Here is a 26,708-nt window from a genome sequence, read left to right on the forward strand (position 1 = left end):
GCCACGGACCGGTGTCCGTGGCGTTATCGTTACGAGTAGAAGCTGATGGTTTACGAAGGGTTACCCGCGCTTGGCTCCACGTCCACCGCGTTTTGAATCAGTTTGACGCTTCAACGTTGTAAGGCGTTCGTCGCTATCTTTCAAGAACTTGGTCATCAACGTATCAAACGTTTCTGGCTCACGACGTACTTCACGACGCGCGCCGCCACCGCCACGGGGACCGCCGCCACCGCGTGGGCCACCGCCGCCGCGTGGGCCTTGACCAGGACCACCTGGACGTGGACCGCCCGGACGTGGGCCACCTTGACCAGGGCCGCCCGAACTAGGGCCCCGTGAGAAGCGTTCGCCGGCTGGACGTTCTGGGCGTTCGCTAACAGGACGATCGACAGTTTTTTTGATAGACAACCCGATTTTGCCATCACTTTCGATGTTCAAGATTTTGACTGTGACTTCTTGACCGACCGTTAGGACTTCATTGATGTCTTTGACATAAGAATCTGCCACTTCACTGATGTGCACCAAACCCGTTTTTCCATTCGGGAGCTCTACGAACGCTCCGAAATGCGTAATCCCTGTAACCTTACCTTGTACCTTGCTTCCTACTTCAATTGACATAAAATAATGTACTCCTTTTTTTGAATGATTCCCTACAATTATACGAGTCGATTCGTCAACGGTCAACGAGCCTACTTATTCCTCTGGTGAGAAGTAAAAAATAATCTCGCCATCTTTCGAGAACAACAGCTCGTTGCGTGCAAGATTGGCGATGTATTCTTCGTCTTGTAAACGTTCAACCTGCTCTTTTAGCTCCGCTTGTTCTTCCTTCGTTTCACGAAGCTCGACACGAGCCTCGTCTTGCTTTAGCTCTTGATCCGCTACATATCCGACCTTTGAGAAATAGCTCTGACCGATGAAGACAATCAACAACAAAAAGACAAGTGAGGCCACGGCTAGGCGGCGTCGAAGATGGATACGTCGCCGGCTCTGTTCTTTTTCCAGCTGTTCTCTCCGTTCGTCGAGAGCCCGAATCCGCTGTTTGCGTTCCATCGGGTTACGTCCATTCATCGAATCACCTTCCTCTTGACCTATTATATTCAGTATACCTTTTTTTTATGCTTCCGTACCACTGTTCACCTTTTCTTCTTTGATCAACCGGTACATTTCTTTCGCATCCTCTTTCCGGGCATGCTCGGCAATTGAATCGATAATGACCGTCACCAGCTTATTCCCGAATCGGATTTGGAGCTCATCACCGGCCTTGACGTCCGTACTGGCCTTGGCGACTTGGCCATTCAAGCGGATACGGCCTTGATCGGCCACTTCCTTCGCTAACGTCCGTCGTTTGATCAAGCGCGACACTTTCAAAAATTTATCTAGTCTCATAATCCCTTCTCCTTCGCTTCATCCCAAAGCCGATCCATCTGTTCGAGCGTCATGTCGCTGAGCGATCCGTTCGCTTCGATATATTCAAATCGTCTCTTGAATTTTTGATTGGTCCGTTCAAGTGCTTGCTCCGCGTTCAACCCGAAATAACGGGCTACGTTGACGACTGAGAACAGTACGTCCCCTAGTTCTTGTTCATCTTCGGGACTTTCTCGCCACTCTTGTAACTCTTCTTCGAGCTTCTCGAACGCTCCGGTTACGTCATCCCACTCGAACCCGACTTGAGCCGCTTTCTTTTGGAGTTGCTCGGCACGCATTAACCCCGGTTGGGTCATGAGCACACCATCAAGCTGCGAATGTTTATTTTCCCCTTTTTCGTCTTGTTTAATCGCATTCCAGTTCGAAACCACGTCGTCGGCGTCTGCGACCGTCACGTCACCGAAGACGTGCGGATGGCGACGGACCATTTTTGTGCTGATCGCGCCGATCACGTCACGAATATCAAAGTACCCTTCATCGGCCCCGATTTGCGCGTGAAGCATGACTTGGAGCAAGACGTCTCCGAGTTCTTCGATCATCGCATCATCGTCCTCTTCGTCGATCGCCTCGATCAACTCATACGCCTCTTCGAGTAAATATTTCCGCAGTGATGCGTGCGTCTGTTTTCGGTCCCACGGGCAGCCGTTCGGACCGCGGAGTGTCGCGATGATGTCTGTCAACGTCGCAAACTCCCGCGCGAGGTGCGTCTCGTCAGTGAGTGGCGGGACATAGAGCGTCGTCAAATTGTCGACTTCAGCGACCCGGTCCATCTCGTAGAGCGGAACTTCGGAAATTCGCTCTCGTTTCGTTCCGGCCGCCGTGACAAGCTTGACAAGATGTTCGTCCGGATAACGTTCCATCAATTGTACTTTCACATCCCCGGCCACAAACCCGTCGTACACTTGACCGATTAAGACGTGCTGCGTGACTTGGAGCCGTTCAACGTCGAGTGCGGTCGCATCGAGCAGTTGAAATCCATTGATCGGATCAATCTGGAGCGCTTGAAACATGGCGTCCAAAAAGCTCTGTCCGCCGAGGAACGTCACGTCCGCCCCTTGTTCGACGAGCAGTTCGACCGTCCGCTCGGCGACGAACGGATGGCCCGGGACCGCATACGTAATCGCCAGTTCGTCGCTCTTATCGAGCAACGTCTCAACGATTTGTTTATAGACGTCCTCAAATGTATCGTTTGATTCATAAATGTGGTCGAACGATTCAAAATGAACCCCTTCCGCCTCGAGCTCTTTGACGACCGGATGTTCTTTCGTGCGCAACCAGACGAGCGGTTGCTGTTTCAAATGACGATATACCCCGAGCGGAAGTTGCTCGAGTTCGCCGGAGCCGAGTCCGACGACGGTAATTCCATAACTCATATTAGGTCTCCTTTTTATCAATCAAATTGATGAGTCGATTTCCAAACGGGATCATCTCCCATTCTTCGATCGTCAGCACCTGTTCCCTGACCGCTCGCCAGACGTACAAAGCGCCGCCGCACACCACCATCAAACCGAGCCAACCGAGTGCGTTGACGCGGTTTGATGGTGACTCAGACGCTAACGCGTTCAAACCGAGCAAGACGATCCCCATGGGCAGGACGGTCTTTAAAAGCAGTCCGTAATGGTGCAATCGAAACGTACCGAGCGGAATGTTCTGATCGAGCCGATTAAAATTAAAGGCTGCCATCGCTAAAAATGCGAGCGACGTACCGACTGCCGCCCCGTCAATCCCATAACGCGGAACGAGCAGCAAATTGATCACAAACTTTACAATCATGGCAAACAGCATACCAAAGGCGGCCGTCCGCTCTTTGTCGATCGCTTGAAGGCACGTCATACTCGCGACTGCGAGCGAGGCCGCGAACGTACTTGTCGACAACAATACAAGCGCTCTTGTACCGTCAGCATTTTCAAACAACGCGACGTTCAAAGGCCACATGACGCCCATCAGTCCGATCGTTGCAGCCGCAGCGACCGTGGTCGTCACTCGAATCATCGAACTGAGGCCCGTTGCCGTCGCTGTGAGTCGCCCGGCCCGGTAATGGCGGACTAAGTTCGGCACGTTCGCCATCCCGAGTGCCGTCGTGAAGAGGATCGCAAACTGCACGAGCGGATAGCCACGGTCGAACACGCCTTTACTCACTTTGGCCGAATAATCGCCGCCCATCAAATTGACGATTGTGAATGAATCGACGAGTTGCATCCAAAGAATACCGAGCGACGCAAATCCGACCGCAAGCCCGCTCGTCAAGAGAACACGCAGTACGGCACGCAGTGTTGTGGCACGGACCGCGACGATTCGGAACCCTTTCGCCCAAATCGACAAGACGACGACGGCGACACTCCCGCCGACTAACGTCGCCGCATAGGCATAGCGACTGAGTTCATATGCGTCACGTCCAAAGTGGACACCGACGAGCAATGAGACGAGCAACACCGCGACCCGAATCAAGTTTTCAAGCACTTGCGACAGCGCACTCGGTCGCAAGTCATCAATTGATTGAAATGACCCGCGCAGTACCGCAAGCGCAGGCATCAACAAGTAGCTGAGACTGATGATTTGGAGCGTCGTCGCCAGTTCGGGGTCACCGAGCAAGCGCGCGATGACAGGCGCAAGCGCGAACATCGCGACCACGAGGCCGACAGCGAGGCCGAGGAGCACATAAAAACTGCCCCACAGGACTTCTAACTTCTGTCTTGGACCTTGTGCCCCGACCCCGATTTTGGCAATCACGACCGGCATCGCGTAAATCCCGAGCGAGGCGACGATCGCCGCAAACGGATATACCGTCTGGTAAGCGTATAACCCAAAATCACCGGCAATGTTTTGATACGGGACCCGATAGGCAAAACTAATAAATTTTGAAATGTATCCTGCGAGCGCAAATAAGACGACGCCCGTCGCAAACTTACTTGGCGTCCGCATGGACCACCAACCGCTTCACGAGTTCCTCAAGGACCGTGTCGGCATCGTTCAACAGCTCGACAACCGGCATACGTCCGCTGAGTGACAGCTTGAGCGCCCCGTTGTCTTGCCCGACTCCGAGTTTCCGTCCGAGCGGCATCGTCCATTCCATGAACGACGGCACATCGAGTGCCGTCGTCGATTCCATCGATAACACGATGTCGATCCGCTCTGGTGACTGTTTGATCCGTGTCACTTTCGCCAGCTCCCCGTAAATGCGCAGACGCGTCAGTTGGATGAGCAACGCGACCGGTTCCGGGAATTCTCCGAACCGTTCGATCAGCTCGTCTTGAAGCGCGAACAGTGCTTCTGGTGTATCGACATATTTGAACCGCTTATACATCTCGATCTTCAGTTCGCTGTCCGACAAGTAATCGTCCGGAATGTAGGCATCCGCTTGGAACGTGACTTCCGGTTTGAAGACGACTTGTTTCGCTTGGCCGCGCATGCGGTCTTTCCGCTCTTCGATCGCTTCTGACAACATCTGTGAATACAGATCGAACCCGACCGAGTCGATGAACCCGGACTGTTGGGCACCGAGCAGGTTGCCGGCCCCACGAATCGATAAATCACGCATCGCGATCTTAAACCCGCTGCCGAGCTCGGTGAACTCTTTGATCGCTTGCAGGCGGCTCTCCGCAACTTCGGTCAACCGCTTGTCTTTCCGATACGTGAAGTACGCATACGCGATCCGGTTCGATCGGCCGACGCGTCCTCGAAGCTGATACAGCTGCGACAGACCCATCTTATCGGCGTCGTGCACGATGAGCGTGTTCACGTTCGGGATGTCGATGCCGGTCTCGATAATCGTCGTCGAGACGAGGACGTCGGCTTCTCCTTCAAGAAAACTGATGAGCTGACTTTCAAGCTCGGTTTCGGTCATCCGGCCGTGCGCCGTCGCGATACGGGCATCCGGCAACAGCGCCCGAATCTCTTCGGCTTTCCGCTCGATCCCTTCGACTCGGTTATATAAGAAGAACGCTTGGCCGCCACGGGCGAGTTCGCGCTCGAGCGCTTCTCGCAACACGATGCCGTCGTATTCCATGACGTACGTCTGAACCGGATAACGGTTCTCCGGCGGTGTCTCGAGGACAGATAAATCACGGATTCCGATCATCGACATATGAAGCGTCCGCGGAATCGGTGTCGCCGTAAGCGTCAAGACGTCGATGTTCGTCTTCAGCTGTTTCAGGCGCTCTTTATGCTTGACCCCGAACCGCTGTTCTTCATCGATGATGACAAGGCCAAGATCGGCGAACGTCACGTCTTTCGACAGCACGCGGTGCGTCCCGACGACGACGTCGATCGTTCCCTCTTTCAGTCCTTTTTTCGTCGCCGCCAGCTCACTCTTCGAACGGAAACGACTCATGACCGAGACGTTGATCGGGAATTCACTGAACCGTTCGAGCATCGTCTCATAATGTTGCTGCGCGAGCACCGTTGTCGGCACGAGGAATGCGACTTGTTTGCCCGCGAGAACGGATTTGAACGCCGCCCGGATCGCGACTTCGGTCTTGCCATATCCGACGTCACCGCAAAGCAGGCGATCCATCGGGCGCGACCGTTCCATATCCGCCTTGATCTCGGCGATCGACCGAACTTGGTCTTCCGTCTCGGCGTACGGGAAGGTCGATTCGAACTGGCTCATCTCGTCATCGTCCGCCGGGAAGGCGAAGCCGACCGATGCCTCTCGGGCCGCATAAAGTTTGATCAACTCGTCGGCAATGTCTTCGACCGACTTGGCGACTTTTGATTTGACCTTCTTCCATTCCGTCCCGCCGAGTTTATAAATCTTCGGCTCTTTCCCTTCGGCCCCGACGTACTTTTGGACGAGGTCGATTTGATCGACCGGCACGTAAAGCGCGTCATCCCCGGCGTACACGAGATGGAGGTAGTCTTGATGGATCCCGCCGACTTCGATCGTTTTGATACCTAAGTATTTCCCGATTCCGTGATGGATATGAACGACATGATCATTCGGCTTCAGCTCTTGATAACTCTTGATCCGTTCGGCGTTCGTCAAATTCTTCGTCTGCCGTTTCCGTTTCGTGACCCGCTTGAACAGCTCCGTTTCCGAGACGACGACGAGGCGGCTCGTCGATAACTCGAACCCTCCTTCGACCTGTCCGATCATGACGTGGACATGGCGTGGCAACAGCTCCCCGTCAACGTTTGTGAACGTGGACGGGATCCCGTAGTCTTCCAGGAGCGCCACGACTTTGTCTGCCCGCATTTGATCCCCGGCGAGGAAAACGATCCGGTGATCACTTTGTTGCCACCGCTCGACCTCTTGCTTCAACAAGTGCATCTGTCCGTGGAAGGCAGGGAGCGGGCGGCAACTGAGATGGACCGTATTCGTCTCCGGGATCCCCGAACGCCGTGATGGCAGCAACGAGAACGCGACTTGTTTCAAGCTTCGGAACACTTTGTGCATCGGCACGGCGAGGGTATAGTTGCTGACCGACTCCCCGCGTTCGATCAGTGACGAGAACCATTCGGCCTCTTCACGGTCTTGCACGTCCGCCGCGTCCTCGATGCGTGCCACTTCGTCCAACATGAGGACCGAATCAGCACCCACATAGTCAAGCAGCGTCGACGTATAAAGTAGCGGCGTATACTTCCCGAGCTTCTCCGGCACATCACCGCGCCCGAACTGTTCGATGTCGCGGGCGATACCTGATTCAAGCGCTTGTCGAATCGTCTCGGTTTCAATCAGCTCGAGCGTCCTTTCGTATTGCCGTTCGAGCGCTTGTCCGGCTTTCTTCAACTGTTCGACCGATGCGACGAACTCGGTCGCCGGCGTGATGACCGCTTCCGAAACGACACCTAACGACCGTTGCGTCTCCGCATCGAACGTGAAGACGGAATCGACTTCCGTGTCGAACAAATCAATTCGATACGGTCTCGCTTCCGTGAGCGGATAGACGTCAAGAATACTGCCGCGGACCGAAAACTCACCTGGCGCCGTAACCGTGGCCGTCCGCTCGTAACCAAATTCAATCAGTGTTGAGGCAAACGGCTTTAAATCAAGCTCTTGCCCTGGTTTGATCGTCCGATGACTCGCCAGCCAATCGGTCGGACTCGGCACGAAACGACGCAAGCCACCGAGCGGTACGACAAGGACGCCTCCCTCTTCGGTCAGGAGGCGTGTTCTGGCTTCGATTCGCGCGGCGAGGAGCTCGGGACTGGATGTGAGCGACAGTTCCCCGGCGAGCGTCTCGTCAATCGGATAGAGCAACGTCTTGCTCGGTCCGACAAGTGGCTCAAGCTGGTCGAACATCTTTTGGGCTTGGTACATGTTATGGGTGACGACAACGAGACGGCGTGTCGACTGTTTCGCCAAACCGGCCAAAACGAGCGCTTTGGCACTTGTCGTCAATCCCGTGACGAGTTGACGGTCGACTTTAGGCAACCGGTCTCGAATCACGTTCGTCTCCGGCAGTGTCACCATAAATCTCTCTAAAGCGTTCATTTGTTTTCCTCCACCTTATACGACAAAAAAGGGTGCTGTGACCCTTTAGTTATATCGATTCATGAGCGCGACCCAGTCCGTGTCCACAAAATCTGTTGCGGCGGCCACGGCTTGGTCGAGCGTATCGTTCAATTCGGACATATCTTCTTTTCGATAACTCATCAGTACCCAATCAACAACTTTGATCGGGTGCGGCGGACGTCCAACGCCAAGCTTAAGCCGTTTAAAATCCATCGTCCCTAGATGCTGAATCAATGACTTGATGCCATTATGTCCACCGGCACTCCCTTTCGGACGCAGGCGGAGTTTACCTGGGACCATGTCTAAATCATCATAGATGACGAGTAAATCGTCGATATCGATTTTATAGTAATCGAGAATCGGACGGACCGCTTCACCTGATAGATTCATGTACGTGAGCGGTTTGACGAGGACGACCCGCTCTCCATTGATTCTTCCCGTTCCAATGACTGCTTTAAACTTGGCTTCGTCAAGCGTGATCCCGTGCTTGTCCGCTAACCGATCAATTGCTAAAAACCCGATATTATGACGGGTCATTCCATATTTCTTGCCCGGATTCCCGAGACCGACGATACATTTCATCATGTTCCTCCTGAACAAAAAAGCCCAAAGGCGAACGCCTTCGGGCCTCGTTTTTTTAATCGAACAGCGTGCTCACCGATTTGTGCTCGTGGACACGCATGATCGCTTCCCCAAGCAAACGGGCAACCGACATCTGCTTGATTTTGCTCGAGCACTCGCGACCAGTCAAATCGATCGTGTTGAGGACGACGAGTTCTTTGATTGACGAGTTGTCGATTCGCTCCATTGCCGGGCCAGACAGAACCGGATGGGTACATGAAGCGTATACTTCTTTTGCTCCCGCTTGGACGATTGCGTCTGCTGCGAGCGTGATCGTACCGGCTGTGTCGATGATATCATCGATCAAGATGGCTGTTTTGCCTTCAACGCTGCCAACGATGTTCATGACTTCGGCCACGTTCGCTTCCGGGCGTCGTTTGTCGATGATGGCGATTGGCGCTTTCAAACGTTCTGCGAGCTTCCGGGCGCGCGTGACACCGCCGTGATCTGGTGAGACGACGACGATATCTTTTGCTTTGAACTCATCTGTCTCAAAATACGTCGAGATGAGCGGAACGCCTAACAATTGGTCTACTGGAATATTGAAGAAACCTTGGATCTGAGCGGCGTGCAAGTCCATCGTGATGACGCGTGTCGCTCCGGCTACCGTAAGCAGATCGGCAACGAGTTTCGCTGTGATCGGCTCACGCGACCGTGCTTTACGGTCTTGGCGTGCGTAACCATAGTACGGGATGACGACGTTGATCGTGCGAACCGAGGCCCGTTTCAGCGCATCGATCATCACGAGCAGTTCCATGAGCGTTTCATTCACTGGTGAGCTCGTCGATTGGATGATGTACACATCGTCGCCTCGGACGCTCTCCTCGATATTGATGTAAAGTTCTCCGTCGCTAAACCGCTTCACTTGGCAGTCACTGAGTGGGACACCGATTTCTTTGGCAATTTCTTCAGCTAACGGGCGGTTCGAGTTTAAGCTAAATAGGCGAATTTCACGTTCATATACAGTAGACATGTTTAGGATTCTCCTCCATCGTTTTCCATAGTAATAGGCAGCAACTTAGCGTTTCGTGTAACCTTCTTTGTTCGTTTGACGCTCGCGCGCAATCGCGAGAGCTTCTTCAGGGACATCGTTTGTAATCGTTGAACCGGCAGCGACGATCGCGCCTTTCCCGACTGTCACCGGGGCAATCAAGTTGACGTTGCATCCGACAAACGCGTCTGCTTCAACGACCGTCTCAAACTTATTCTTACCATCATAGTTGACCGTGATCGATCCACATCCGAGATTGACACGTTCACCGATCGAGGCATCTCCGATATAGCTGAGATGCGATGCTTTCGCACCGTCCCCGAACGTTGATTTTTTGATTTCCACGAAATTGCCGACGCGCGTATTGGCGCCAAGGACTGCTTGTTGACGAAGGTGGGCGAACGGCCCAACTTGCGCATGACTTCCGACACGGCTATCACTGAGTACCGATTGACGAACGGTCGCACCGTCTTCAATCACACTGTTGCGGATGTCCGAGTTCGGTCCGATCACGCACTCCGAACCGATGACTGTCTTGCCAAGAATGACTGTCCCTGGGTAGATGATCGTATCTGATCCGATGACGGCGTCCGGCGAAATGTATGTCGAGGCCGGGTCCATGAAGGTTACGCCTTCGCGCATAAGGCGTTCGTTCGTCCGCTTGCGCATGAGTGTTTCAGCCTGCGCGAGAGCGACACGATCGTTGACACCGATCGTCTCGCCGAACGTCGGCGCGGTATGGGCCGCGACAACTTCGCCTGCTTCTTTCGCAATCGCGATGACGTCTGGCAAGTAATACTCACCTTGAACGTTATCGTTACCGACTTGTTTGAGGGCATCAAACAATAATTCGTTGTCAAACACGTAAGTTCCCGTATTGATTTCAAGAATCGCTTGCTCTGCAGCAGAGGCGTCTTTATGTTCGACGACTTTCGTCACGTTACCGTCTTCTCCACGGATGACACGACCATAACCGGTCGCATCGTCAGCGATCGCCGTCAGTACCGTTACTTTCGCTTGCTGCGCCTCATGATGGGCAAGGAGCGCCTCCAACGTTTCCGCTGTGAGAAGTGGTGTGTCACCACAGACGACAAGCGTCGCACCTGATTTACCAGCGAGCTCAGCTTCTGCCATTTGAACCGCATGGCCCGTTCCAAGTTGCTGTTCTTGGACCGCGTACTCGACGCGCGAGCCTAGCGTCTCTTGTACCGCTTCAGCCCCGTGACCGACGATGACGATTTGACGACTGACTCCGATTTTGTCGAGTTGGTCGACGACATGTTCGACCATCGGTTTTCCGAGGACCGGATGAAGCACTTTATAGAGCTTAGACTTCATACGCGTCCCTTTACCTGCTGCCAAAATGACTGCAAAACGATCCATTCTTGATTCGCCCCTATCTTAATCGACTGTTTTTATTCAATCGTTCGGTTTTTTCTATATTTAAATCCTGAATACACCGTTTCTACTATATCGAAACCGTGACGCGGTTTCAACCGTTGTAACCATTCGTAACCAATCAAACGCAAAAAGGCAGCGGAAGGGTCCCCATCCGCTGTCGAGTCATTATTCGTTTATACCGTTGTATGATTCCTGTGCTTCGTAAGTGGAAACATCGACCGTGCCGTAGGCTTCGAGCACAGCCGCCTCGACTTTTTGGCGCATATCTCCATTGATCGGGTGAGCGATGTCTCGGAAGATGCCTTCCGGCGTTCGTTTACTCGGCATCGCGACGAAGAGCCCGGTGCTTCCTTCGATGATTCGAAGGTCATGCACGACAAACTCTTGGTCGAGCGTGATTGAAGCGAGCGCCTTCATCCTACCTTCCGTCGTCACTTTGCGAATTTTTACGTCTGTGATCTGCATGTTTCGCATCCCCTTTTCTTCGTTGTCTATGCCATGGTGTACTTTCACTAAAAGGTTAAAGTGATTCAAGCGAACCGATTGACTCCGTATGACTGATATACCCTCTCATCATAAAACGAAATCAAATTTTTGCCAATCACTTTAAGAACTGTTCGACGTTACCGCGTGAAATTGTGACGAGTCCTTCATCTGCATCAACGTTCGTCAACTTCATCAAGCTGACGTACTCACTCACCATTTTCTTCTCGGCACCTTCGGCTTCCATCAAGACACCGACACCAGCTAGGTTTGCCTCGAACTCATTCAACAGGCTCATCATCCCACGGATCGTCCCGCCTGCTTTCATAAAGTCATCGATGAGCAAGACGTTTGCGCCTCGTGGCAAGCTTCGACGTGCGAGTGCCATCGTACGGATCGCTTTTGACGAGCCGGAAACGTAATTGATACTGACGGTCGACCCTTCCGTGACACGGCTGTCGGACCGGACGATGACGAACGGAACACCTAATTGCTCAGCGACCGCGTAGGCGAGCGGGATCCCTTTTGTCGCAATCGTCATGACGACGTCGACTTTACGGTCCGCAAACACCGAGGCGAAGATTTGTCCCATCGGTTTCACTTGACGCGGATTACCAAGCACGTCGGTTAAGTATAAATAGCCTCCCGGAAGCAGACGCTCCGGTTTCGACAGTTGATCGCACAAGCCATCGATCATCGATAGCGACTTGTCTTTGCTCCACCCTGGAATGAACATGACTCCCCCGGCCGCACCTGGGACGGTAATCAATTTTCCGGTACCGTCGTGGGCGAGCATTTCACTGACGATGACTAAATCTTCACTGATCGATGATTTAGCAGACTGATAGCGGCTCGAAAACATCGATAACGAGACGAGCTGATGTGGATGGTCAAGCATATAACGGGTCATATCGACGAGACGACCACTTCTACGAATTTTCATACGGATTCCCCTTCACTTTGTCAATAATAGACGAATGTTCTAAACAGAATATATCACTTTCATTCGTCTTTTTTCAATGTTTTTTACCGAGAATCCGAACGACGAACACTTCCGGACAAAATCCTTTCAGTCCGTTATAGACGCGGTGCGCTTTTTGCTCGTGCTCGATGAGCGCGAATACGGTCGGGCCGCTGCCGCTCATCAACACGCCATCAGCACCACAATGCAGCATCGTCTCTTTGATTTGACGGACTTCGGGATGCAGTTCAAGCGTGACGCCTTCAAGCGCGTTGCCGAGGTTCGCACAAATTCCGTCAAAGTCCCGTTCACGAATCGCTTTAACCATCGCCGCAGTGTTTGGATGGATGATTTTCTCCATCTGAACGGCTCGATACACGTCAGCCGTTGATACACCGAGCTTCGGCTTCGCCAATACGACATAGCACGGCGGCGGTGACGGAACCGCCTCTAATATCTCACCGCGGCCCCGGGCGATCGCGGTTCCACCCATCACACAAAACGAGACGTCTGAACCGACCGCGGCTCCGAGCTCTGCTAACTCCTCGAGCGTTAAACCGAGGTCGAACAGTTCATTCATTCCCCGAAGCGTCGCCGCAGCATCACTTGACCCTCCCGCGAGCCCTGCTGCGACCGGGATTTGTTTATCAAGGACGATTTCGACCCCTTCTGTGATGCCGAACCGCTTCCGCAACAGATCGGCCGCACGGTAAGCCAAGTTCCGATGATCGCTCGGGACATAGGCATGCTCAGACTGGATTCGAATCTCATCCGTATCAAGTACGGTCAATTCGAGCCGGTCGGACAAGTCCACCGTCGTCATCACCATTTCTACTTCATGATAGCCGTCCGTCCGCTTCCCGAGGACGTCTAGTGTCAAATTGATTTTTGCCGGCGCTTTCACACTGATCGTGCGCATATCGTTCACCCTTCCCAATGTATCTCCTGTTCGCCATTGTACCGTAAACGGACGCACAAAAAAAGAAGCAGCTGCCAATGCATCCGCCCCTCATTTATCGATCAATTACTGAATTCAATTTTAACTGTATCCGTTAGGACATCAGCGTAGCTATACGAGACACGTTCCACATTATGGTAGTCTTCATCCAACTTGACAACGAACACCGCAGGATACGTCTCAACGAGCGTTCCAAACCGAGTAACGACTTTCTTACGACCGCCGTTTGCTTTCAACGTCAATCGTTCTCCAACATGTGATTCGAGTTTTTGTCTGATTTCTTGCAACGTCTTTGGCATACGCTTCACCTCACTGTTACAAGTATAGCATATTCTAAAACGGAAATAAAGATTAAATATTATAGCGACTCCCTATCCGGTCGTCAACTATTTTTAAGTGGTAAAATTGTGTCTGCTAAGCGTGCAAACTCTTCAAGCGAAAGCGTTTCGCCTCGCCGTTTCGGGTCGATTCCCGCTTCATTCAAGAGACGTTCAAGGTCTACTTTTTTATCTTTGCCGAGATGATTCGTCAAGTTGTTCAAAATCGTTTTTCGACGTTGCGCGAAACTAGCGCGGGCGATTTCAAAGAAAAAGGCTTCGTCTTCGACATCGACGGCCGGGCGCGGCCGCATCTTGAGCGTGATCACGGCCGAGTCGACGTTTGGAGCCGGCATGAATACGCTTTTCGGTACGATAAAGCTTACACTCGCTTCCGCATAATACTGGATCGCGATTGATAACGAACCGTACGCTTTCGTGCCAGGTTTCGCCCCGATGCGCTCAGCCACCTCTTTTTGAATCATCATGACGAGCGAACGGAACTTGATCCGGCTCTCGAGCAAACGCATGATAATCGGCGTCGTCACATAATATGGCAAGTTGGCGACGACCGCGATATCATCGATTCCTTCATTCAAGAACTCACGTTCGACGATGCTGCGAATGTCGAGCTCGAGCGCGTCCCCATGAATGACGTGAACGTTCGGGTAAGGCGCCATCGTGTCTTCAAGGATCGGCAGAAGGCGTTGATCGATTTCAAGCGCGACCACTTTTTGCGCCCGCTTGGCCGATTGTTCCGTCAACGAGCCGATTCCCGGACCGATTTCGAGCACACCGCTCGCTTCACCTAGTTCTGCGGCGTCGACGATTTTATTTAATATATTCAAGTCGATTAAAAAGTTTTGTCCGAGCGACTTTTTGAATGAGAAGCCGTGACGTTGTAAAATCGCTTTTGTGCGATGAATCGTTGCAATGTCTTTCAATGATTTTCCTCCTCTAACTGAGCGAGCGCCCGCTCCCATTCTTCGATGGTCACACGCAACGCTTCGACTCGTTTCACAAATTGCTTGGCGTTCGGTTCCCCGATGCGGAGCAAAACACCTAGACGCTTGCGACGAGTTGCGGCGTCAGCCCCGCCGATCAAATCGGCCTCGAGCACCATCTGTCGTGTGACGAGCGGCTCGTCCGTCTCAACTCGCGTTTCATAAACCGCCTCGAGCACACGACGGATTGTCGCAGGTGTCGCGTGTTCGACGCCGATTTTCCCTCGTTTGTCTTTCGCCTCGGCCCGAGGGAGGTAGGCGTGTTTACAGCCCTTCACTTGCTCTTCGACGATGGCCCGGATCCGGTCGCCCGGATAGTCCGGGTCGGTCAAGATGATGACACCGCGTGTCTCCTGGGCACGTTTGATCCGTTCGATCGTCTGTTTTGACACGGCCGACCCGTTCGTTTCAATCGTGTCGACGTCGTACACTTCTTGAAGCCGGGTCGTATCATCGCGTCCTTCGACGACGATCACTTCTTGTATTTTCTCACGCATTGTCAGTTCCTTCTTTCTCTTCTTGCTTCGGGATCACCCAAATCGTCAGTGGCTTACGACCAAACGTGACCGCTTCCTCTTTCGTATCCATCATGATATCGATAATATTGCCTTTAATCGCGCTGCCTGTGTCGAGAGCGATCGCCATGCCAAACCCTTCGATATAGACACGGGTTCCGAGCGGAATGACGGCCGGGTCGACCGCAATGATCCGCATTCCTTCATACAGGATCGTATCCGTCACGTCATAGCCGCTGCGCGTCAGTACTCTGCCGTCATACGTCACGGTGTCTTCTGCGTTGTTCGTATAGGCGGTGGCCTCGACGAGGAGCTGTTTGGCTGATGTGAAGTCGAGGACATCGTCGGCCCGAGGCGTTTCCTCGATTTTGATTTCCGCTTCCTCGCGGAATGGACTTGTCGAGTCAACGGGCTCAGCCGGCGCTTCGGCTGCTTCAAACTCGGCTTCGCGCTCGGTTGCGACTTTCGTACCGACCTTAATGATTTGCGGTCGGACTGTCTGCACCATTTCGACGTCTGTCTCGGTCCGATTTGTAATTGTACCATTTTCAACTGTCAGTGCATACCGCGTCCGCTCTAGACCAGGGACGCCGACTTGTGACACTTCGGTCGTCCCGACTGCAAGTGTCGCATCCTCTTCTTCAATGATCTCAAACGGGATTAAGCGGTTCTCATATTGAACGACGTCTCGGCTCATGTTGACGGTGATCGTCATCCCATCACGCACTTCGGCCGTGAGCGCCGGAACGACCGTATCTTTATCCGAAATCTCAATTCGGGCTTCTCGTAACACCTCTTCCACGGTCGATGCCATCGTATGAACTTTCGTCGCATCATCGCCTATGATCAAATCAAGCGCCACGACCGGCTGATAGCGAATCGTCATTCCTGACGTGATCGGTGTTCTGACCGACGGATAGACATCATCGCCTTCTCGTACGCTCACACCGTATCGGAGCAGGACATCACCAACGGTCCGCTCACGGGTATCGATCGTTTCCATTTGGCCGTAACCGATCTGGAGCGACACCGTATGGGCCCGTTCGATATGAATGACACGCTCCGGCGGGATATCCGCACTGAGCGCCGGCGTCACATAGTCGGCCTCATCGATCGTGATCCCGGCCTCGGCCAGCACTTCGATGACCGAATCAGCCTGTGTGTCGTGCTCAATCTTGACACCGTTATCGATAATCGTAATCTGCTCCGGCTGCATCATCATGTAGGCGAAGACGACAACGACAATGGCGCCTACACTTAACACGAAACGTCTCATCATCATGGAAGTCGGAACAGCCGTTTCGCATTGGCGGTCGTCGCCTCGGCGAGTGCTTCGTAAGGCATGCCGCGGAGCGCTGCAATCTCTTCAGCGACGTAAGTGACGTATGCCGGTTCGTTTCGTTTACCGCGGAACGGTGTCGGCGTCAAATAGGGGCAATCCGTCTCGACAAGAAGACGGTCGAGCGGTACCTGCTGCGCCACTTTCTTCGGCACTTTGGCGTTTTTGAACGTCACCGGTCCGCCGAGCGAGATGTAAAAATTCAACTTCAAACAGCGTTCGAGCAGTTCGACAGACATGCTGTAACTATGAAACACGCCGCCGACAACTTCCGCGTGCTCTTCTTCTAGCAGATCGAGCACGTCCGCTGTCGCTTCGCGGTTATGGATGACGATCGGCATGTTCGTCCGCTTCGCGATCGCGATTTGCTGACGGAACACACGCTGCTGTACATCTTTCGGTGACTTGTCCCAATGGTAATCGAGGCCGATTTCCCCGAGTGCCATCACTTTAGGATGTGCCATAAGCGCTTCAATTCGGTCGAGTTCAGCTTCGGTGCAGTCGATCGCGTCGACCGGATGCCAGCCGACGATGGCGTAGACGTCCTCATACGCCTCGGCCAACTCAATGGCACGGTCAATCGTAGGTGTATCGAATCCGACGACGAGCATCGGCGAGACGCCGGCAGTGCGAGCACGCTCGATTGTCGCCTCGACATCTTCATTGAACTGCTCAGCGTTAATATGGGTGTGCGTATCAATCAACATGATGCATCCTCCTTCTTTAGACAAAGAGAGGGAGACCGAAGTCTCCCTCAAAATTATTTGACGATGGCCCCGTTCGGCATATTTTCTGAGACGGTGGCGAGTTCTAGCTTACCATCTTTATCGGCTGCTAAAATCATTCCTTGAGACAGTTCACCGCGGAGTTTGACCGGTTTCAAGTTGGCGACGACGATCACTTTTTTACCGACTAAGTCTTCCGGCGCATACCATTCGGCGATTCCCGAGACGATTTGTCGCGTTTCGCCGCCAAGGTCGACTTGAAGCTTTAATAGTTTTTTCGCTTTCTTGATCTTATCTGCTTCGACGATTTGCCCGACCCGAAACTCAACTTGGTCGAACACATCGATCGTGATTTCTGGACGGACGTCCTCATCTTCAGCTTCAGCCGGCGTTGCTTCCGCTTCGATGCGCGCTTGCGAAGCTTGACGCATCATCTCTTGAATCGCATCGACTTCTTCTTTCACGTCTCGACGTGGGAAAATCGGCGTTCCGTCCGTCACGACCGCTCCATCAAAGGCAGCGAACGTATCGAGCGCTTCCCATGACATGTCTTCGTCAACGAGTCCGAGCTGACGGAACATTTCTTTCGGTGCACGTGTCATGAACGGTTGAATCATGATCGCGACATGGCGGAGTACGCCCGCGAGGTGCGTCATCACAGATGCAAGCTCATCACGATTCGACTCATCTTTTACGAGCACCCATGGTTGTGTCTCATCGATATATTTATTGGCCCGGCTGACGAGTTGCCAAATACTTGCGAGGGCGACCGAGAATTCCATATGCTCCATCGCTTCTTCTGTCTTGTTCGTCGTTTCGTTTACCATACGGAGAAGTTCCGCATCGAACGCCGTCACGTTCCCCGCATAAGCCGGTACGTTGCCATCGAAATACTTCTTGATCATGGCAACGGTCCGGTTGAGAAGATTCCCGAGGTCGTTCGCGAGATCAAAGTTCAGGCGATCGACGAACGCTTCCGGTGTGAACGTGCCATCCGCACCGAATGGGACTTCACGGAGCAAGTAGTAGCGAAGCGAATCAAGACCGTAGCGGTCGATGAGTGGAATCGGATCGACGACGTTCCCTTTCGACTTCGACATCTTACCGTCTTTCATGAGCAACCAGCCGTGCGCGAACACTTGCTTCGGTAACGGTAGGTCAAGCGCCATGAGCAGCGCCGGCCAAATGATCGTATGGAAACGAACGATTTCTTTCCCGACCAAGTGTACGTCTGCCGGCCAGTAACGATTGAACAATTCGTCGTTATCTGTCCCGTAGCCGAGCGCGGAGATATAGTTCGTGAGCGCGTCGACCCAGACGTATACGACGTGTTTCGGGTTCGACGGGACTTGTACGCCCCAGTCGAACGTCGTCCGCGAGACTGCCAAATCCTGAAGCCCCGGCTTCAAAAAGTTGTTGATCATTTCAGTTTTACGCGATTCCGGTAAAATGAAATCCGGATGTGACTCGAAGTACTCGATCAACCGGTCCGCATACTTGCTGAGGCGGAAGAAATAGCACTCTTCGCGCACGAGCTCCACCGGATGGCCGCTGTCAGGACTTTTTCCATCAACGAGTTGTGATTCTGTATAGTACGTCTCGTCCGGAATCGAGTACCACCCTTCGTACTCACCGAGGTAAATATCATCATTTTTGAGCAGCGTCTCAAACACGTGTTCGACGACCGCTTTATGACGGGCGTCAGTTGTCCGGATGTAATCGTCATATGAGATCTCAAGCTTGTCCCAAAGCACACGGATGTCTTTGACGACTTCATCGACAAACGCTTGTGGCGTCACGCCAGCTTCTTGGGCCTTTTCTTGAATTTTCTGTCCATGCTCGTCGGTCCCAGTCAAGTAACGGACGTCAAATCCTTTTAAGCGCTTATAGCGAGCAATCGCATCGCCGGCCACCGTCGTATAGGCATGACCAATGTGTAGTTTCGCACTCGGATAGTAAATCGGAGTCGTGATATAAAAAGTTGGCTTCGCCATAGTATGTTCTCCATCCTTTCGATATTTGCAATTTCCATTATACACGGTTCGACAAAAGAATTTCCAAACCAATTGTTTGGAATTAATTTGATGCTGATTCATAAAGAATGTTCCAAAAAAACCCTTTCTTTGTTTCGTGTTCAAATAATCGGGGAATTTTATGGATATACGATTCCCTTATCGTCATTATTCGAAAATGTGTATTTCCAATAGTAAGCAGTTGACTGCAATTGGAAAGTTTAGTATGCTTTTTGCTATAGCCACATTGTCGAATTTTGACGATTCATGTCACCACGAGATTTCGACATCATTGGAGGAGGAAATACAAAATGAAATCTACAGGTATTGTACGGAAAGTTGACGAGCTCGGGCGCGTCGTTATTCCAATTGAATTGCGGCGGACACTCGGTATCGCTGAAAAAGATGCACTCGAAATTTACGTCGACAACGAACAAATCATCTTGAAAAAATACAAACCGAACATGACATGCCAAGTGACAGGCGAAGTATCTGACGACAACTTCAAGTTGGCTGACGGAAAACTCATCCTTTCACCTGAAGGCGCACAGCGCGTTCTCGTCGAGTTGAAAAACATGCTCGAGAACTACTACAGCGAAGAGTAAGCAAGGGAATCCTTGCTTACTCTTTTTTGTCGACTTGATGATACGCATCGTAGACTTCGCTTCGTGCCAAGCCACGCTCTTTCGCGACTTGCTTAATGGCCGCGTTCGGTTTGAGTCCGTCTTCGATGTACCGATCGACATGCTCTAAAGGCGACAGCGTTTCCCACCAGTCGCTCGTCGGTGCAGACTCTGTAGAGCCGCTCACCATGACGACGAATTCACCACGCACCTCACCCTCGCACCAAGCGAGCGCCTCTTCAACCGTGCCTCTTAAAAACTCTTCGAACGTTTTCGTCAACTCTCGACCGAGCACGATTTCGCGATTACCGAGTACGTCCTTCACCCCGGTCAACATCTCTTTCAACCGATGCGGCGCCTCATAAAAGATGAGCGTGCCCGGTTCATATTGAAGGGAAGCCAACACTTCGGTCCGCTCTTTCTTTTTACGAGGTAAAAAACCATAGTATAAGAACCGTTCTGTCGCGAGGCCAGATGCGACGAGTGCTGTGAGTGCCGCGTTCGCACCCGGCAAGACGACGACCGGTAGCTTCGCCTCGATCGCGAGTCGGACGAGGTCACTCCCCGGATCTGAAATACCAGGCATGCCCGCATCCGATACGACGGCGACGGACTTACCGTTTTGAATGTCTTCGATTAAACGGGGTCCGCTCACTTGCTTATTGTGCTCATGATAGCTGACCAATTTCGTCTCGATCTCGAAATGACGACATAGTTTCATCGTTTGCCGCGTGTCTTCGGCCGCAATCAAATCGACTTCACGCATGATGCGGACGGCCCGGTACGTCATGTCCTCTAAGTTGCCGATCGGTGTCGGTACGACATAAAGCGTCGGCCCCTCAGTTTGATAACTTTTCTGTGAATTCATTGGTCGTCCCCTCCATCAGCTGCTGTTTTTGAGCGCGGGTCAATTGTTTGATCGACCATTCATACCGCATCGCTTCCTGTTTCGTCTCGAACGACTTGACGTATCGAAGACTGACCGGGAGACGCGCCCTCGTATATTTCGCACCTTTACCGGCGTTGTGTACAGTGACCCGTTTTTCGATATCGGTCGTGTAACCGGTGTAGTAGGTTTGGTCACTGCATTCGAGAATATACGCATAATAGTTACGCATCGAGGATGTCTCGCATCGTTTTCGTATACGTATCATCTTCCTCATAAACGATAAACGGAGGTAAGATCGTGAGTCCTGGTTTTCCATCTTTAGACCCCTCTATAAGTAATGTGTTCGCATCTCGTCCTGCCTTCGGATAGACGAGCTGCATCCGCTTCGGCTCAATGCGGTATGCCCGCATGAGCGTGACGATATCGAGCAGCCGTTCGGGCCGATGGACGAACGCGACTTTCCCGCCTGGCTTCACAAGCTGACTTGCCGAACGAATGCAATCTTCAAGCGTACAGAGTACTTCATGACGAGCAATCGTATGGTGCTCATTTTGATTGCGAAGCGACGTCTCATTGGCCAGGAAGTAAGGTGGGTTACACGTCACAACATCATAACGGGCATGGCCGAGACTGGAGGCGGCCGTTTTCACATCTCCTTCGATGATGTGAAGCCGCTCTTCGAGACCGTTCACCTCAATGCTGCGATTCGCCATGTCGACGAGCCGGGGCTGAATCTCGACGCCCGTCACCGTCCCTTTCGTCCGATAAGATAAAAAGAGCGGGATTGCGCCGGTGCCAGCGCATAAATCGACCAACTTTCCTTGTTGAATCGGTACCCAAACGAATTCGGCGAGTAGCACCGCATCCAATGAGAATGAAAAGACATCATCACTTTGGATGATTTTACCAGGGCGTCCAAGCAAATCGTCAAGGCGCTCCCCTTGTTTTACAGTCACGCTGTTTCCCTCCTATATAACAACAGAGGCGACGGACAGAGATTTCCTCCGTCTATCGCCCCCGATTAATGCTTATTTAACATCGACATACAGAAGAGGCAATCGCCATCTTTTCTGACTTGTCCGTAGTGCAAGTTGCAAATATGGAACCCTTCCTGATAGAGCGCCGCCAAGTTGTTCTGTCCTTTTCCGGACAAAGCGATTTGCGGATCGCCATCAGGGGTTTCGACTTCTGCAAGCTGCTCAACCTTTTCACGCAGGTGATGGTTCTCGAGATACATATGTTGGTTTTCTTCAAGCAAATAGGCGAGTTGTTCTTTGAGCACGCTTAAATGCTCCGTCAACACGTACATCTGTTGCTCGATGGCATCGACCCGCATCATAACTTCTTTTTTATCCATTCTCTCCACTGCTCAGCACCCCATCACTGTTTCAACGGTTTTCGTTTGACCGCACCGACTTCGACGAGTTCATCGATCGTATACGTCACAACACGAGTCCGGTCATTCAATTCGACTTGAATCAACTGATCCAAGATGTTGAGACCGACGACACGTCCGTCACCTTCTGGAATTTTGATTCGCTTCCCGACGTCTGGCAAGTCTCGTTTCAATTCTTCATACGTATCGTTCTCATATTTGAGACAACACATGAGACGACCGCATACACCGGAGATCTTGTTAGGGTTCAAGGAAAGGTTTTGATCCTTGGCCATCTTGATAGACACCGGTTCGAACTCGCCTAAGAACGAGGAACAACACAGCACTCGACCACAAGGACCGATTCCACTGAGTAGCTTCGCTTCATCCCGCACCCCGATTTGTCGGAGTTCGATCCGTGTCCGGAACACGCTCGCTAAGTCTTTAACAAGCTCGCGAAAATCAACGCGCCCCTCAGCCGTGAAATAAAAAATAACTTTATTACGATCAAATGTATACTCAACATCTACTAATTTCATCTCAAGTCGATGTTCGCGAATTTTTTCTTCACAGACGGCGTGAGCGTCAACAGCTGCCAATTGGTTGTCTTGAACGATTTCGGCATCTTTTTGATCGGCGACACGAAGGATCGTTTTCAACGGCAAGACGACTTCGTCTTCACCTAGTTGTTTACCAACTTGGACGATTTCACCGTATTCGATTCCTCGCACCGTCTCGACGATGACATGGTCTCCACGTTCAAGCGTTGCTTCGCCTGGTGAAAAGTAATAGATTTTTCCCGCTTCTTTAAAACGGACTCCAACTACTTCAAGCACGCTCTCCTATCCCTTCTGCAAATCGAACGTTAACCGTTCGAACGTTAATTGAGGATTGACGTTTGCCTCGAGCCGTCGAATCGCTTCATGAACGAATTCGATGGCATGGACGATTTTGTGTACCGGACGATCATTCACGAAAGCCGTATATAACGACTGCTCTTTCGTGAACAGTTCCGGGACATAATCGGTTCGAACTTTGAAGTGGAGAGCTTCCTCCAACCAACTTTCGAACAGTTCGAGGCCGACTCGGAGTTCATTGCGCCCTTTGAAGTGACCGAGCCACTTCTCTTGGGCGAACAAAAGCAACTCTTGCGGCCGTTTTGTCAATACTTCAACTAATTGTACCACTAGCCCGTACGCCTGTACAAACCAGTCGTTGTGAAGTGCCTCGCGCGCATCGTCCCATTTCGGATAAACGGTCAGGGCAAGACGTGCCAAATCGTTCGTGCATTGCATCTCTTCTGCCAGTTTTTCAGCAAGGCGGACCCGGTCAATGGGGCGAAATACTAAGTGTTGAGCCCGTGAACGAATCGTCGGGAGAAGCAGTTGAGGTTGCGTCGTCACCAAAATGGCGAGTTTGCCGACACCGGGTTCCTCAAAAAACTTTAATAAACTGTTCGCTGCTTGCGTCGTCATCTTATGCGCTTGATGGATCACATAGACTTGACGATCGCCCTCGGCTCCCCGTAACGACAGGTCGCTCAATAGCTGCTGGATTTGTTCTTTTTTGATACTGGCCCCGTCCGGTTCAACTTCCATGTAGTCGACGATATTGCCAGAATCCATCCGTTTGCAGTTTCGGCAAACGCCACAAGGTTCAGCCCCGCTAGGCATCCCACAAAAAAGTGCCTTGGCAAATAATTGGGCCGTTTCAATCAGATAAGGTTCATAGTCACCCGAAAAAATGTAGGCGTGCCCGATTTTTTGAGCGGCAATCGAATTCTCAATCACTTTTGCTACGACTTTCTGTGATTCAGTCAACTCTTGGAATCGCATATGTGTGACCATTCCCATTAAAACTGATGAAATCCTTCAATCGGCAAGACGAAAATAGTCGCTCCGCCAACTTGGACTTCAACAGGATACGGAATGTATGAATCGGCATGTCCACCCATAGGCGAGATTGGCGTAATCATTTGATCGCGGCTTGAGCAGTTCGATTTGATCAAACCTAGCAAATCGTCAAGGCGTTCTTTCGGGACACCGATCATGAACGTCGTATTGCCTTCCTTCAAAAAACCTCCGGTCGTAGCCAATTTCGTCGCTCGAAAATCTTCTTCAATTAAAGCGTCTGACAAACGCGCGCTGTCTTTATCGTGTACGATTGCGATTACCATTTTCATAATTCGTTCACTCCTCTTTCGTGTAGTCGTTCTATCGTGATATCGAACACTTCATCTTGGATGATTTCAATCGTCTGGCTTGCGTCGATTCGGACCATTCGGCCAGGATTTTGTTGAAGTAACGTCAAGAAACCTTCATAGACGCGTTGATGAAACGCCTCGTCCCGACTCTCGATTCGATCTAACTGCCCGCGTTCTTTCATGCGATGACTCGACTGCTCTGGACTTAAGTCGAATAAGAAAGTCAAATCGGGTGTGACCCCAGCTGTCGCCCACTTATTGAGCGATACGACTTGCTCTAAGTCATACTGAAGACCATACCCTTGGTACGCGATGGATGCATCGACAAACCGGTCACAAACAACGATGGCACCCCGGTCGATGGCCGGACGAATCACCTGATCCACGTTTTGTGCACGAGACGCTGCATACAGCATCATTTCGGTGCGTGGTGTCATTTCGTCATGTTCTGGAGACAATAACACTTCCCGGATGCTATTCCCGACTTTCGTTCCTCCTGGCTCTCGTGTCATAACAACCTCATACCCTTTTTTAGTCAAGGCGTTAGCCAGCAATTGCAACTGCGTCGTCTTTCCAGACCCGTCTGGACCTTCGACAGTGATGAACATACCTTTCACTTTTAAAACTCCTCTACGATAACATCAATTTGTTTTATCATAACATGTCTGTTCGCCTGGAGGTTCCGTCCCAACGAAATCCACTCTTTTAACACACGAATTTTCTCATCCGTCACGGTCTCACCTTTTAAAATCCAAGGAATTCCTGGCGGATAAGGGATAATCGTCTCAGCTGCAACGAGTCCGATCGCTTCATCGAACGGAAGGCGCACGACGTGTGTATCTTCTTTTATAAGATGAAGGCGCGAAACAGGCTCCGTCATCGGAAACGGATAAATTGTTTCATCCTCGTCAATGAGTGGGACATGCTGAGAAGCATTTTTAATCAGCTTCACCCAATGATGGATCTCTTGCGTTTTTAATTCCCGGAACGGCAGACAGAATAACACATGGTCCTCGGCTGCAAGTTCAATATCAATTCCAATCGAAGATAGATGTCTACTAAAGATCAAACCGTTCTTCGGATAAGTCAGCACTGTCATTTTTGTGAAATCATCGCCCACTTTTATTGTGAAACCGGCACGTCTCATTTCCATAATAAAAGCTAAATGACTCGTTTGAATCAGTGACCAATCTCGGTCACTCAAATTTTCGAGATAAGCTCGAGCATGATCAAGCGACGCCATGATCAAGTAAGACGGGCTAGACGTTTGGAAGGAAGAGAGCGCATGAAATAAACGCGATTCATTAATATCTTCCTTATAGTGGATCCAGGCCCCCATCGTGAATGCCGGAAGTGTCTTATGGGCGGACTGGACGACAGCGCTCGCACCTTCAAAAATCGCTGAGCGGTTTGGAAGATTCGGATGAATCAAGTGTGCCCCATGCGCCTCGTCTACGAGTAAAGGAATCGTTAACGTCTGCAGAAAACGACTGATTGCCCGTACATCTGCCATATCCCCATAGTAAGTCGGGGACGTAAGCAGTAACGCTTTTCCTCCGGGATATTGCGTAACCGCCGCTTCGACGGTACGAAGGGACACGACTGTCGGCAGACCACTGCCCCGTTCTAGTTCAGGAGTCAATAAAATCGGCTCTAAGCCCAACCATTCAATTGCGTTCCAAACTGATTTATGTGAGTTTCGCTGGACGTATACCCGCTCACCTCGTTTGACTGTCGCAGCTAACATGCTCCAGTTGCCAACGGTCGATCCGTTGACTAACCACTTACTCTTACTTTGATACAGGGTCCCAAGAGCCTCTTCACCTTGCTGGATAATCCCTTCAGCGTGATGAAGGTCATCCAGATGTGCAAGTTCGGTTAAATCATACGGCATGATTTTATTAAATGCTGTCGGGAGGCTATCATCTGTCACGGTCCCGTTATGATGACCTGGCACATGAAACGACACACGTCCTTCCCGAACGTGCTGTTCAAGCATTTCCATAAACGTGAATGGATTATTTTTAGGCTTTCGAGTCATGTGGAAATCCTCCTTATCCGAAACCGTACGCATAAATTATACAAAAAGAGACGACCAAGCATGTGCTTGGTCGTCCTTCATATGGCCTGGCAACGTCCTATCCTCACAGGGGGAGACCCCCAACTACTTTCGGCGCTGAAGCGCTTAACTTCCGTGTTCGGCATGGGAACGGGTGTGGCCGCTTCGCTATCGACACCAGACAAGGGAATTGTTCCCTGAAAACTGAAGACTCATCAAGTTCAAACCGTTTCTAGATCAAAGCCTCGACCGATTAGTATCATTCAGCTCCACACGTCGCCGTGCTTCCACCCATGACCTATCTACCTCATCGTCTCTGAGGGGTCTTTCTTGATTGCTCAAAGGGAAATCTCATC

The 26,708-nt window shown here is 51.6% G+C and carries 28 protein-coding genes and 2 rRNA genes; 1 reads left to right on the forward strand and 29 read right to left on the reverse strand.

The genetic code is table 11. The annotated features are described in order from the left end of the window. Nucleotides 1–60: 60 nt before the first annotated feature. The 18 genes from EVJ28_RS12375 to metG all read right to left on the reverse strand — a co-directional run bounded on the left by EVJ28_RS12375 (nt 61) and on the right by metG (nt 19,185). Nucleotides 61–615: a S1 domain-containing RNA-binding protein gene (locus tag EVJ28_RS12375; RefSeq protein WP_070329375.1), complete on the reverse strand. Its 555-nt coding sequence runs from the start codon at nt 613–615 to the stop codon at nt 61–63. Between the two features lie 75 nt (nt 616–690). Beyond that, entirely contained in the window at nt 691–1,065 is a 375-nt protein-coding gene (locus EVJ28_RS12380; RefSeq protein ID WP_131458690.1) for an FtsB family cell division protein, read from the reverse strand. A gap of 45 nt (nt 1,066–1,110) precedes the next feature. Continuing rightward, entirely contained in the window at nt 1,111–1,383 is a 273-nt protein-coding gene (locus tag EVJ28_RS12385; protein WP_070329377.1) for an RNA-binding S4 domain-containing protein, read from the reverse strand. Next, the gene (yabN, locus tag EVJ28_RS12390) at nt 1,380–2,795 is read right to left on the reverse strand and encodes a bifunctional methyltransferase/pyrophosphohydrolase YabN (protein ID WP_131458689.1); all 1,416 of its coding nucleotides are present in this window, start codon (nt 2,793–2,795) and stop codon (nt 1,380–1,382) included. The genes EVJ28_RS12385 and yabN overlap by 4 nt, the downstream gene beginning before the upstream one ends. Before the next feature lies 1 nt (nt 2,796). Beyond that, entirely contained in the window at nt 2,797–4,344 is a 1,548-nt protein-coding gene (locus tag EVJ28_RS12395; RefSeq protein ID WP_131458688.1) for a polysaccharide biosynthesis protein, read from the reverse strand. Next, nucleotides 4,328–7,855, reverse strand: coding sequence for a transcription-repair coupling factor (mfd, locus tag EVJ28_RS12400; RefSeq protein ID WP_131489137.1), 3,528 nt, complete (start codon nt 7,853–7,855; stop codon nt 4,328–4,330). Before mfd ends, EVJ28_RS12395 begins: the two co-directional genes overlap by 17 nt. A 45-nt stretch (nt 7,856–7,900) precedes the next feature. Continuing rightward, nucleotides 7,901–8,458, reverse strand: coding sequence for an aminoacyl-tRNA hydrolase (gene pth / locus EVJ28_RS12405; RefSeq protein WP_070329381.1), 558 nt, complete (start codon nt 8,456–8,458; stop codon nt 7,901–7,903). Nucleotides 8,459–8,513: 55 nt separating this feature from the next. Continuing rightward, nucleotides 8,514–9,470: a ribose-phosphate diphosphokinase gene (locus EVJ28_RS12410; RefSeq protein ID WP_131458686.1), complete on the reverse strand. Its 957-nt coding sequence runs from the start codon at nt 9,468–9,470 to the stop codon at nt 8,514–8,516. A gap of 45 nt (nt 9,471–9,515) precedes the next feature. After that, the gene (gene glmU, locus EVJ28_RS12415) at nt 9,516–10,871 is read right to left on the reverse strand and encodes a bifunctional UDP-N-acetylglucosamine diphosphorylase/glucosamine-1-phosphate N-acetyltransferase GlmU (protein WP_070329382.1); all 1,356 of its coding nucleotides are present in this window, start codon (nt 10,869–10,871) and stop codon (nt 9,516–9,518) included. A 183-nt stretch (nt 10,872–11,054) separates the two neighbouring features. Beyond that, nucleotides 11,055–11,354, reverse strand: a complete 300-nt coding sequence (gene spoVG / locus EVJ28_RS12420) for a septation regulator SpoVG (protein ID WP_070329383.1) — start codon at nt 11,352–11,354, stop codon at nt 11,055–11,057. A gap of 136 nt (nt 11,355–11,490) precedes the next feature. Next, a complete protein-coding gene (purR, locus tag EVJ28_RS12425; protein ID WP_070329384.1) occupies nt 11,491–12,315 on the reverse strand; it encodes a pur operon repressor in 825 nt (274 codons plus the stop codon). Nucleotides 12,316–12,388: 73 nt separating this feature from the next. Beyond that, nucleotides 12,389–13,252, reverse strand: coding sequence for a 4-(cytidine 5'-diphospho)-2-C-methyl-D-erythritol kinase (gene ispE / locus EVJ28_RS12430; RefSeq protein ID WP_131458685.1), 864 nt, complete (start codon nt 13,250–13,252; stop codon nt 12,389–12,391). Between the two features lie 101 nt (nt 13,253–13,353). After that, a complete protein-coding gene (locus EVJ28_RS12435; protein ID WP_016510694.1) occupies nt 13,354–13,590 on the reverse strand; it encodes a Veg family protein in 237 nt (78 codons plus the stop codon). An 83-nt stretch (nt 13,591–13,673) separates the two neighbouring features. Then, entirely contained in the window at nt 13,674–14,552 is an 879-nt protein-coding gene (gene rsmA, locus EVJ28_RS12440) for a 16S rRNA (adenine(1518)-N(6)/adenine(1519)-N(6))-dimethyltransferase RsmA (RefSeq protein WP_131458684.1), read from the reverse strand. Continuing rightward, nucleotides 14,549–15,109 carry a ribonuclease M5 gene (rnmV, locus tag EVJ28_RS12445; protein WP_016510695.1) on the reverse strand — a complete coding sequence of 187 codons (561 nt, stop codon included), beginning with the start codon at nt 15,107–15,109 and terminating at the stop codon, nt 14,549–14,551. The genes rsmA and rnmV overlap by 4 nt, the downstream gene beginning before the upstream one ends. After that, the gene (locus tag EVJ28_RS12450; RefSeq protein ID WP_131489139.1) at nt 15,102–16,409 is read right to left on the reverse strand and encodes a 3D domain-containing protein; all 1,308 of its coding nucleotides are present in this window, start codon (nt 16,407–16,409) and stop codon (nt 15,102–15,104) included. Before EVJ28_RS12450 ends, rnmV begins: the two co-directional genes overlap by 8 nt. Continuing rightward, nucleotides 16,406–17,173: a TatD family hydrolase gene (locus EVJ28_RS12455; RefSeq protein WP_131458682.1), complete on the reverse strand. Its 768-nt coding sequence runs from the start codon at nt 17,171–17,173 to the stop codon at nt 16,406–16,408. The genes EVJ28_RS12450 and EVJ28_RS12455 overlap by 4 nt, the downstream gene beginning before the upstream one ends. Before the next feature lie 53 nt (nt 17,174–17,226). Then, nucleotides 17,227–19,185 carry a methionine--tRNA ligase gene (gene metG, locus EVJ28_RS12460; RefSeq protein WP_131489141.1) on the reverse strand — a complete coding sequence of 653 codons (1,959 nt, stop codon included), beginning with the start codon at nt 19,183–19,185 and terminating at the stop codon, nt 17,227–17,229. Nucleotides 19,186–19,514: 329 nt separating this feature from the next. Here metG and EVJ28_RS12465 point away from each other — a divergent pair, with 329 nt between their 5' ends. Further along, nucleotides 19,515–19,808, forward strand: a complete 294-nt coding sequence (locus EVJ28_RS12465; RefSeq protein ID WP_070329391.1) for a transition state genes transcriptional regulator AbrB — start codon at nt 19,515–19,517, stop codon at nt 19,806–19,808. 16 nt (nt 19,809–19,824) lie between these two features. On the opposite strand, the gene rsmI is transcribed toward EVJ28_RS12465, so the two are convergent. From rsmI to EVJ28_RS12520, 11 genes are all read right to left on the reverse strand, one after another. Further along, a complete protein-coding gene (rsmI, locus tag EVJ28_RS12470; protein WP_131458680.1) occupies nt 19,825–20,694 on the reverse strand; it encodes a 16S rRNA (cytidine(1402)-2'-O)-methyltransferase in 870 nt (289 codons plus the stop codon). Beyond that, entirely contained in the window at nt 20,666–20,944 is a 279-nt protein-coding gene (locus EVJ28_RS12475; protein ID WP_016510809.1) for a GIY-YIG nuclease family protein, read from the reverse strand. Before EVJ28_RS12475 ends, rsmI begins: the two co-directional genes overlap by 29 nt. Then, entirely contained in the window at nt 20,937–21,671 is a 735-nt protein-coding gene (locus EVJ28_RS12480; protein WP_070329393.1) for a tRNA1(Val) (adenine(37)-N6)-methyltransferase, read from the reverse strand. The genes EVJ28_RS12475 and EVJ28_RS12480 overlap by 8 nt, the downstream gene beginning before the upstream one ends. A gap of 65 nt (nt 21,672–21,736) precedes the next feature. Beyond that, entirely contained in the window at nt 21,737–22,072 is a 336-nt protein-coding gene (gene yabA, locus EVJ28_RS12485) for a DNA replication initiation control protein YabA (RefSeq protein ID WP_016510808.1), read from the reverse strand. Between the two features lie 23 nt (nt 22,073–22,095). Beyond that, complete coding sequence (locus tag EVJ28_RS12490; RefSeq protein WP_131458679.1) at nt 22,096–22,926, reverse strand: PSP1 domain-containing protein; 831 nt, start codon at nt 22,924–22,926, stop codon at nt 22,096–22,098. Nucleotides 22,927–22,932: 6 nt separating this feature from the next. After that, entirely contained in the window at nt 22,933–23,943 is a 1,011-nt protein-coding gene (locus tag EVJ28_RS12495; protein WP_131458678.1) for a DNA polymerase III subunit delta', read from the reverse strand. Then, entirely contained in the window at nt 23,943–24,272 is a 330-nt protein-coding gene (locus tag EVJ28_RS12500) for a cyclic-di-AMP receptor (RefSeq protein ID WP_070329395.1), read from the reverse strand. Before EVJ28_RS12500 ends, EVJ28_RS12495 begins: the two co-directional genes overlap by 1 nt. Beyond that, nucleotides 24,269–24,910 carry a dTMP kinase gene (gene tmk, locus EVJ28_RS12505; RefSeq protein ID WP_070329396.1) on the reverse strand — a complete coding sequence of 214 codons (642 nt, stop codon included), beginning with the start codon at nt 24,908–24,910 and terminating at the stop codon, nt 24,269–24,271. Before tmk ends, EVJ28_RS12500 begins: the two co-directional genes overlap by 4 nt. Nucleotides 24,911–24,912: 2 nt before the next feature. Next, complete coding sequence (locus tag EVJ28_RS12510) at nt 24,913–26,334, reverse strand: aminotransferase class I/II-fold pyridoxal phosphate-dependent enzyme (RefSeq protein ID WP_236634156.1); 1,422 nt, start codon at nt 26,332–26,334, stop codon at nt 24,913–24,915. A gap of 84 nt (nt 26,335–26,418) precedes the next feature. After that, nucleotides 26,419–26,534, reverse strand: a 5S ribosomal RNA gene (gene rrf / locus EVJ28_RS12515). Between the two features lie 51 nt (nt 26,535–26,585). Next, a 23S ribosomal RNA gene (locus tag EVJ28_RS12520) occupies nt 26,586–26,708 on the reverse strand; the annotation flags it as partial.

The sequence above is a fragment of the Exiguobacterium sp. SH3S3 genome (assembly GCF_004337115.1).
Classification (GTDB): domain Bacteria; phylum Bacillota; class Bacilli; order Exiguobacteriales; family Exiguobacteriaceae; genus Exiguobacterium; species Exiguobacterium aurantiacum_A.

Bases quoted from the DNA above. Each gene is read 5' to 3' on its own strand.
- EVJ28_RS12375 (WP_070329375.1), bottom strand. From the start codon at position 615: ATGTCAATTGAAGTAGGAAGCAAGGTACAAGGTAAGGTTACAGGGATT.
- EVJ28_RS12385 (WP_070329377.1), bottom strand. From the start codon at position 1,383: ATGAGACTAGATAAATTTTTGAAAGTGTCGCGCTTGATCAAACGACGG.
- glmU (WP_070329382.1), bottom strand. From the start codon at position 10,871: ATGGATCGTTTTGCAGTCATTTTGGCAGCAGGTAAAGGGACGCGTATG.
- spoVG (WP_070329383.1), bottom strand. From the start codon at position 11,354: ATGCAGATCACAGACGTAAAAATTCGCAAAGTGACGACGGAAGGTAGG.
- pth (WP_070329381.1), bottom strand. From the start codon at position 8,458: ATGAAATGTATCGTCGGTCTCGGGAATCCGGGCAAGAAATATGGAATG.
- yabA (WP_016510808.1), bottom strand. From the start codon at position 22,072: ATGGATAAAAAAGAAGTTATGATGCGGGTCGATGCCATCGAGCAACAG.
- yabN (WP_131458689.1), bottom strand. From the start codon at position 2,795: ATGAGTTATGGAATTACCGTCGTCGGACTCGGCTCCGGCGAACTCGAG.
- EVJ28_RS12500 (WP_070329395.1), bottom strand. From the start codon at position 24,272: ATGAAAATGGTAATCGCAATCGTACACGATAAAGACAGCGCGCGTTTG.
- rnmV (WP_016510695.1), bottom strand. From the start codon at position 15,109: ATGCGTGAGAAAATACAAGAAGTGATCGTCGTCGAAGGACGCGATGAT.
- EVJ28_RS12435 (WP_016510694.1), bottom strand. From the start codon at position 13,590: ATGCCAAAGACGTTGCAAGAAATCAGACAAAAACTCGAATCACATGTT.
- rsmI (WP_131458680.1), bottom strand. From the start codon at position 20,694: ATGAATTCACAGAAAAGTTATCAAACTGAGGGGCCGACGCTTTATGTC.
- ispE (WP_131458685.1), bottom strand. From the start codon at position 13,252: ATGCGCACGATCAGTGTGAAAGCGCCGGCAAAAATCAATTTGACACTA.
- EVJ28_RS12410 (WP_131458686.1), bottom strand. From the start codon at position 9,470: ATGTCTACTGTATATGAACGTGAAATTCGCCTATTTAGCTTAAACTCG.
- EVJ28_RS12475 (WP_016510809.1), bottom strand. From the start codon at position 20,944: ATGCGTAACTATTATGCGTATATTCTCGAATGCAGTGACCAAACCTAC.
- EVJ28_RS12495 (WP_131458678.1), bottom strand. From the start codon at position 23,943: ATGGGAATGGTCACACATATGCGATTCCAAGAGTTGACTGAATCACAG.
- metG (WP_131489141.1), bottom strand. From the start codon at position 19,185: ATGGCGAAGCCAACTTTTTATATCACGACTCCGATTTACTATCCGAGT.
- EVJ28_RS12510 (WP_236634156.1), bottom strand. From the start codon at position 26,334: ATGACTCGAAAGCCTAAAAATAATCCATTCACGTTTATGGAAATGCTT.
- mfd (WP_131489137.1), bottom strand. From the start codon at position 7,855: ATGAACGCTTTAGAGAGATTTATGGTGACACTGCCGGAGACGAACGTG.
- EVJ28_RS12450 (WP_131489139.1), bottom strand. From the start codon at position 16,409: ATGATGATGAGACGTTTCGTGTTAAGTGTAGGCGCCATTGTCGTTGTC.
- EVJ28_RS12455 (WP_131458682.1), bottom strand. From the start codon at position 17,173: ATGTTGATTGATACGCACACCCATATTAACGCTGAGCAGTTCAATGAA.
- EVJ28_RS12395 (WP_131458688.1), bottom strand. From the start codon at position 4,344: ATGCGGACGCCAAGTAAGTTTGCGACGGGCGTCGTCTTATTTGCGCTC.
- EVJ28_RS12380 (WP_131458690.1), bottom strand. From the start codon at position 1,065: ATGAATGGACGTAACCCGATGGAACGCAAACAGCGGATTCGGGCTCTC.
- purR (WP_070329384.1), bottom strand. From the start codon at position 12,315: ATGAAAATTCGTAGAAGTGGTCGTCTCGTCGATATGACCCGTTATATG.
- EVJ28_RS12465 (WP_070329391.1), top strand. From the start codon at position 19,515: ATGAAATCTACAGGTATTGTACGGAAAGTTGACGAGCTCGGGCGCGTC.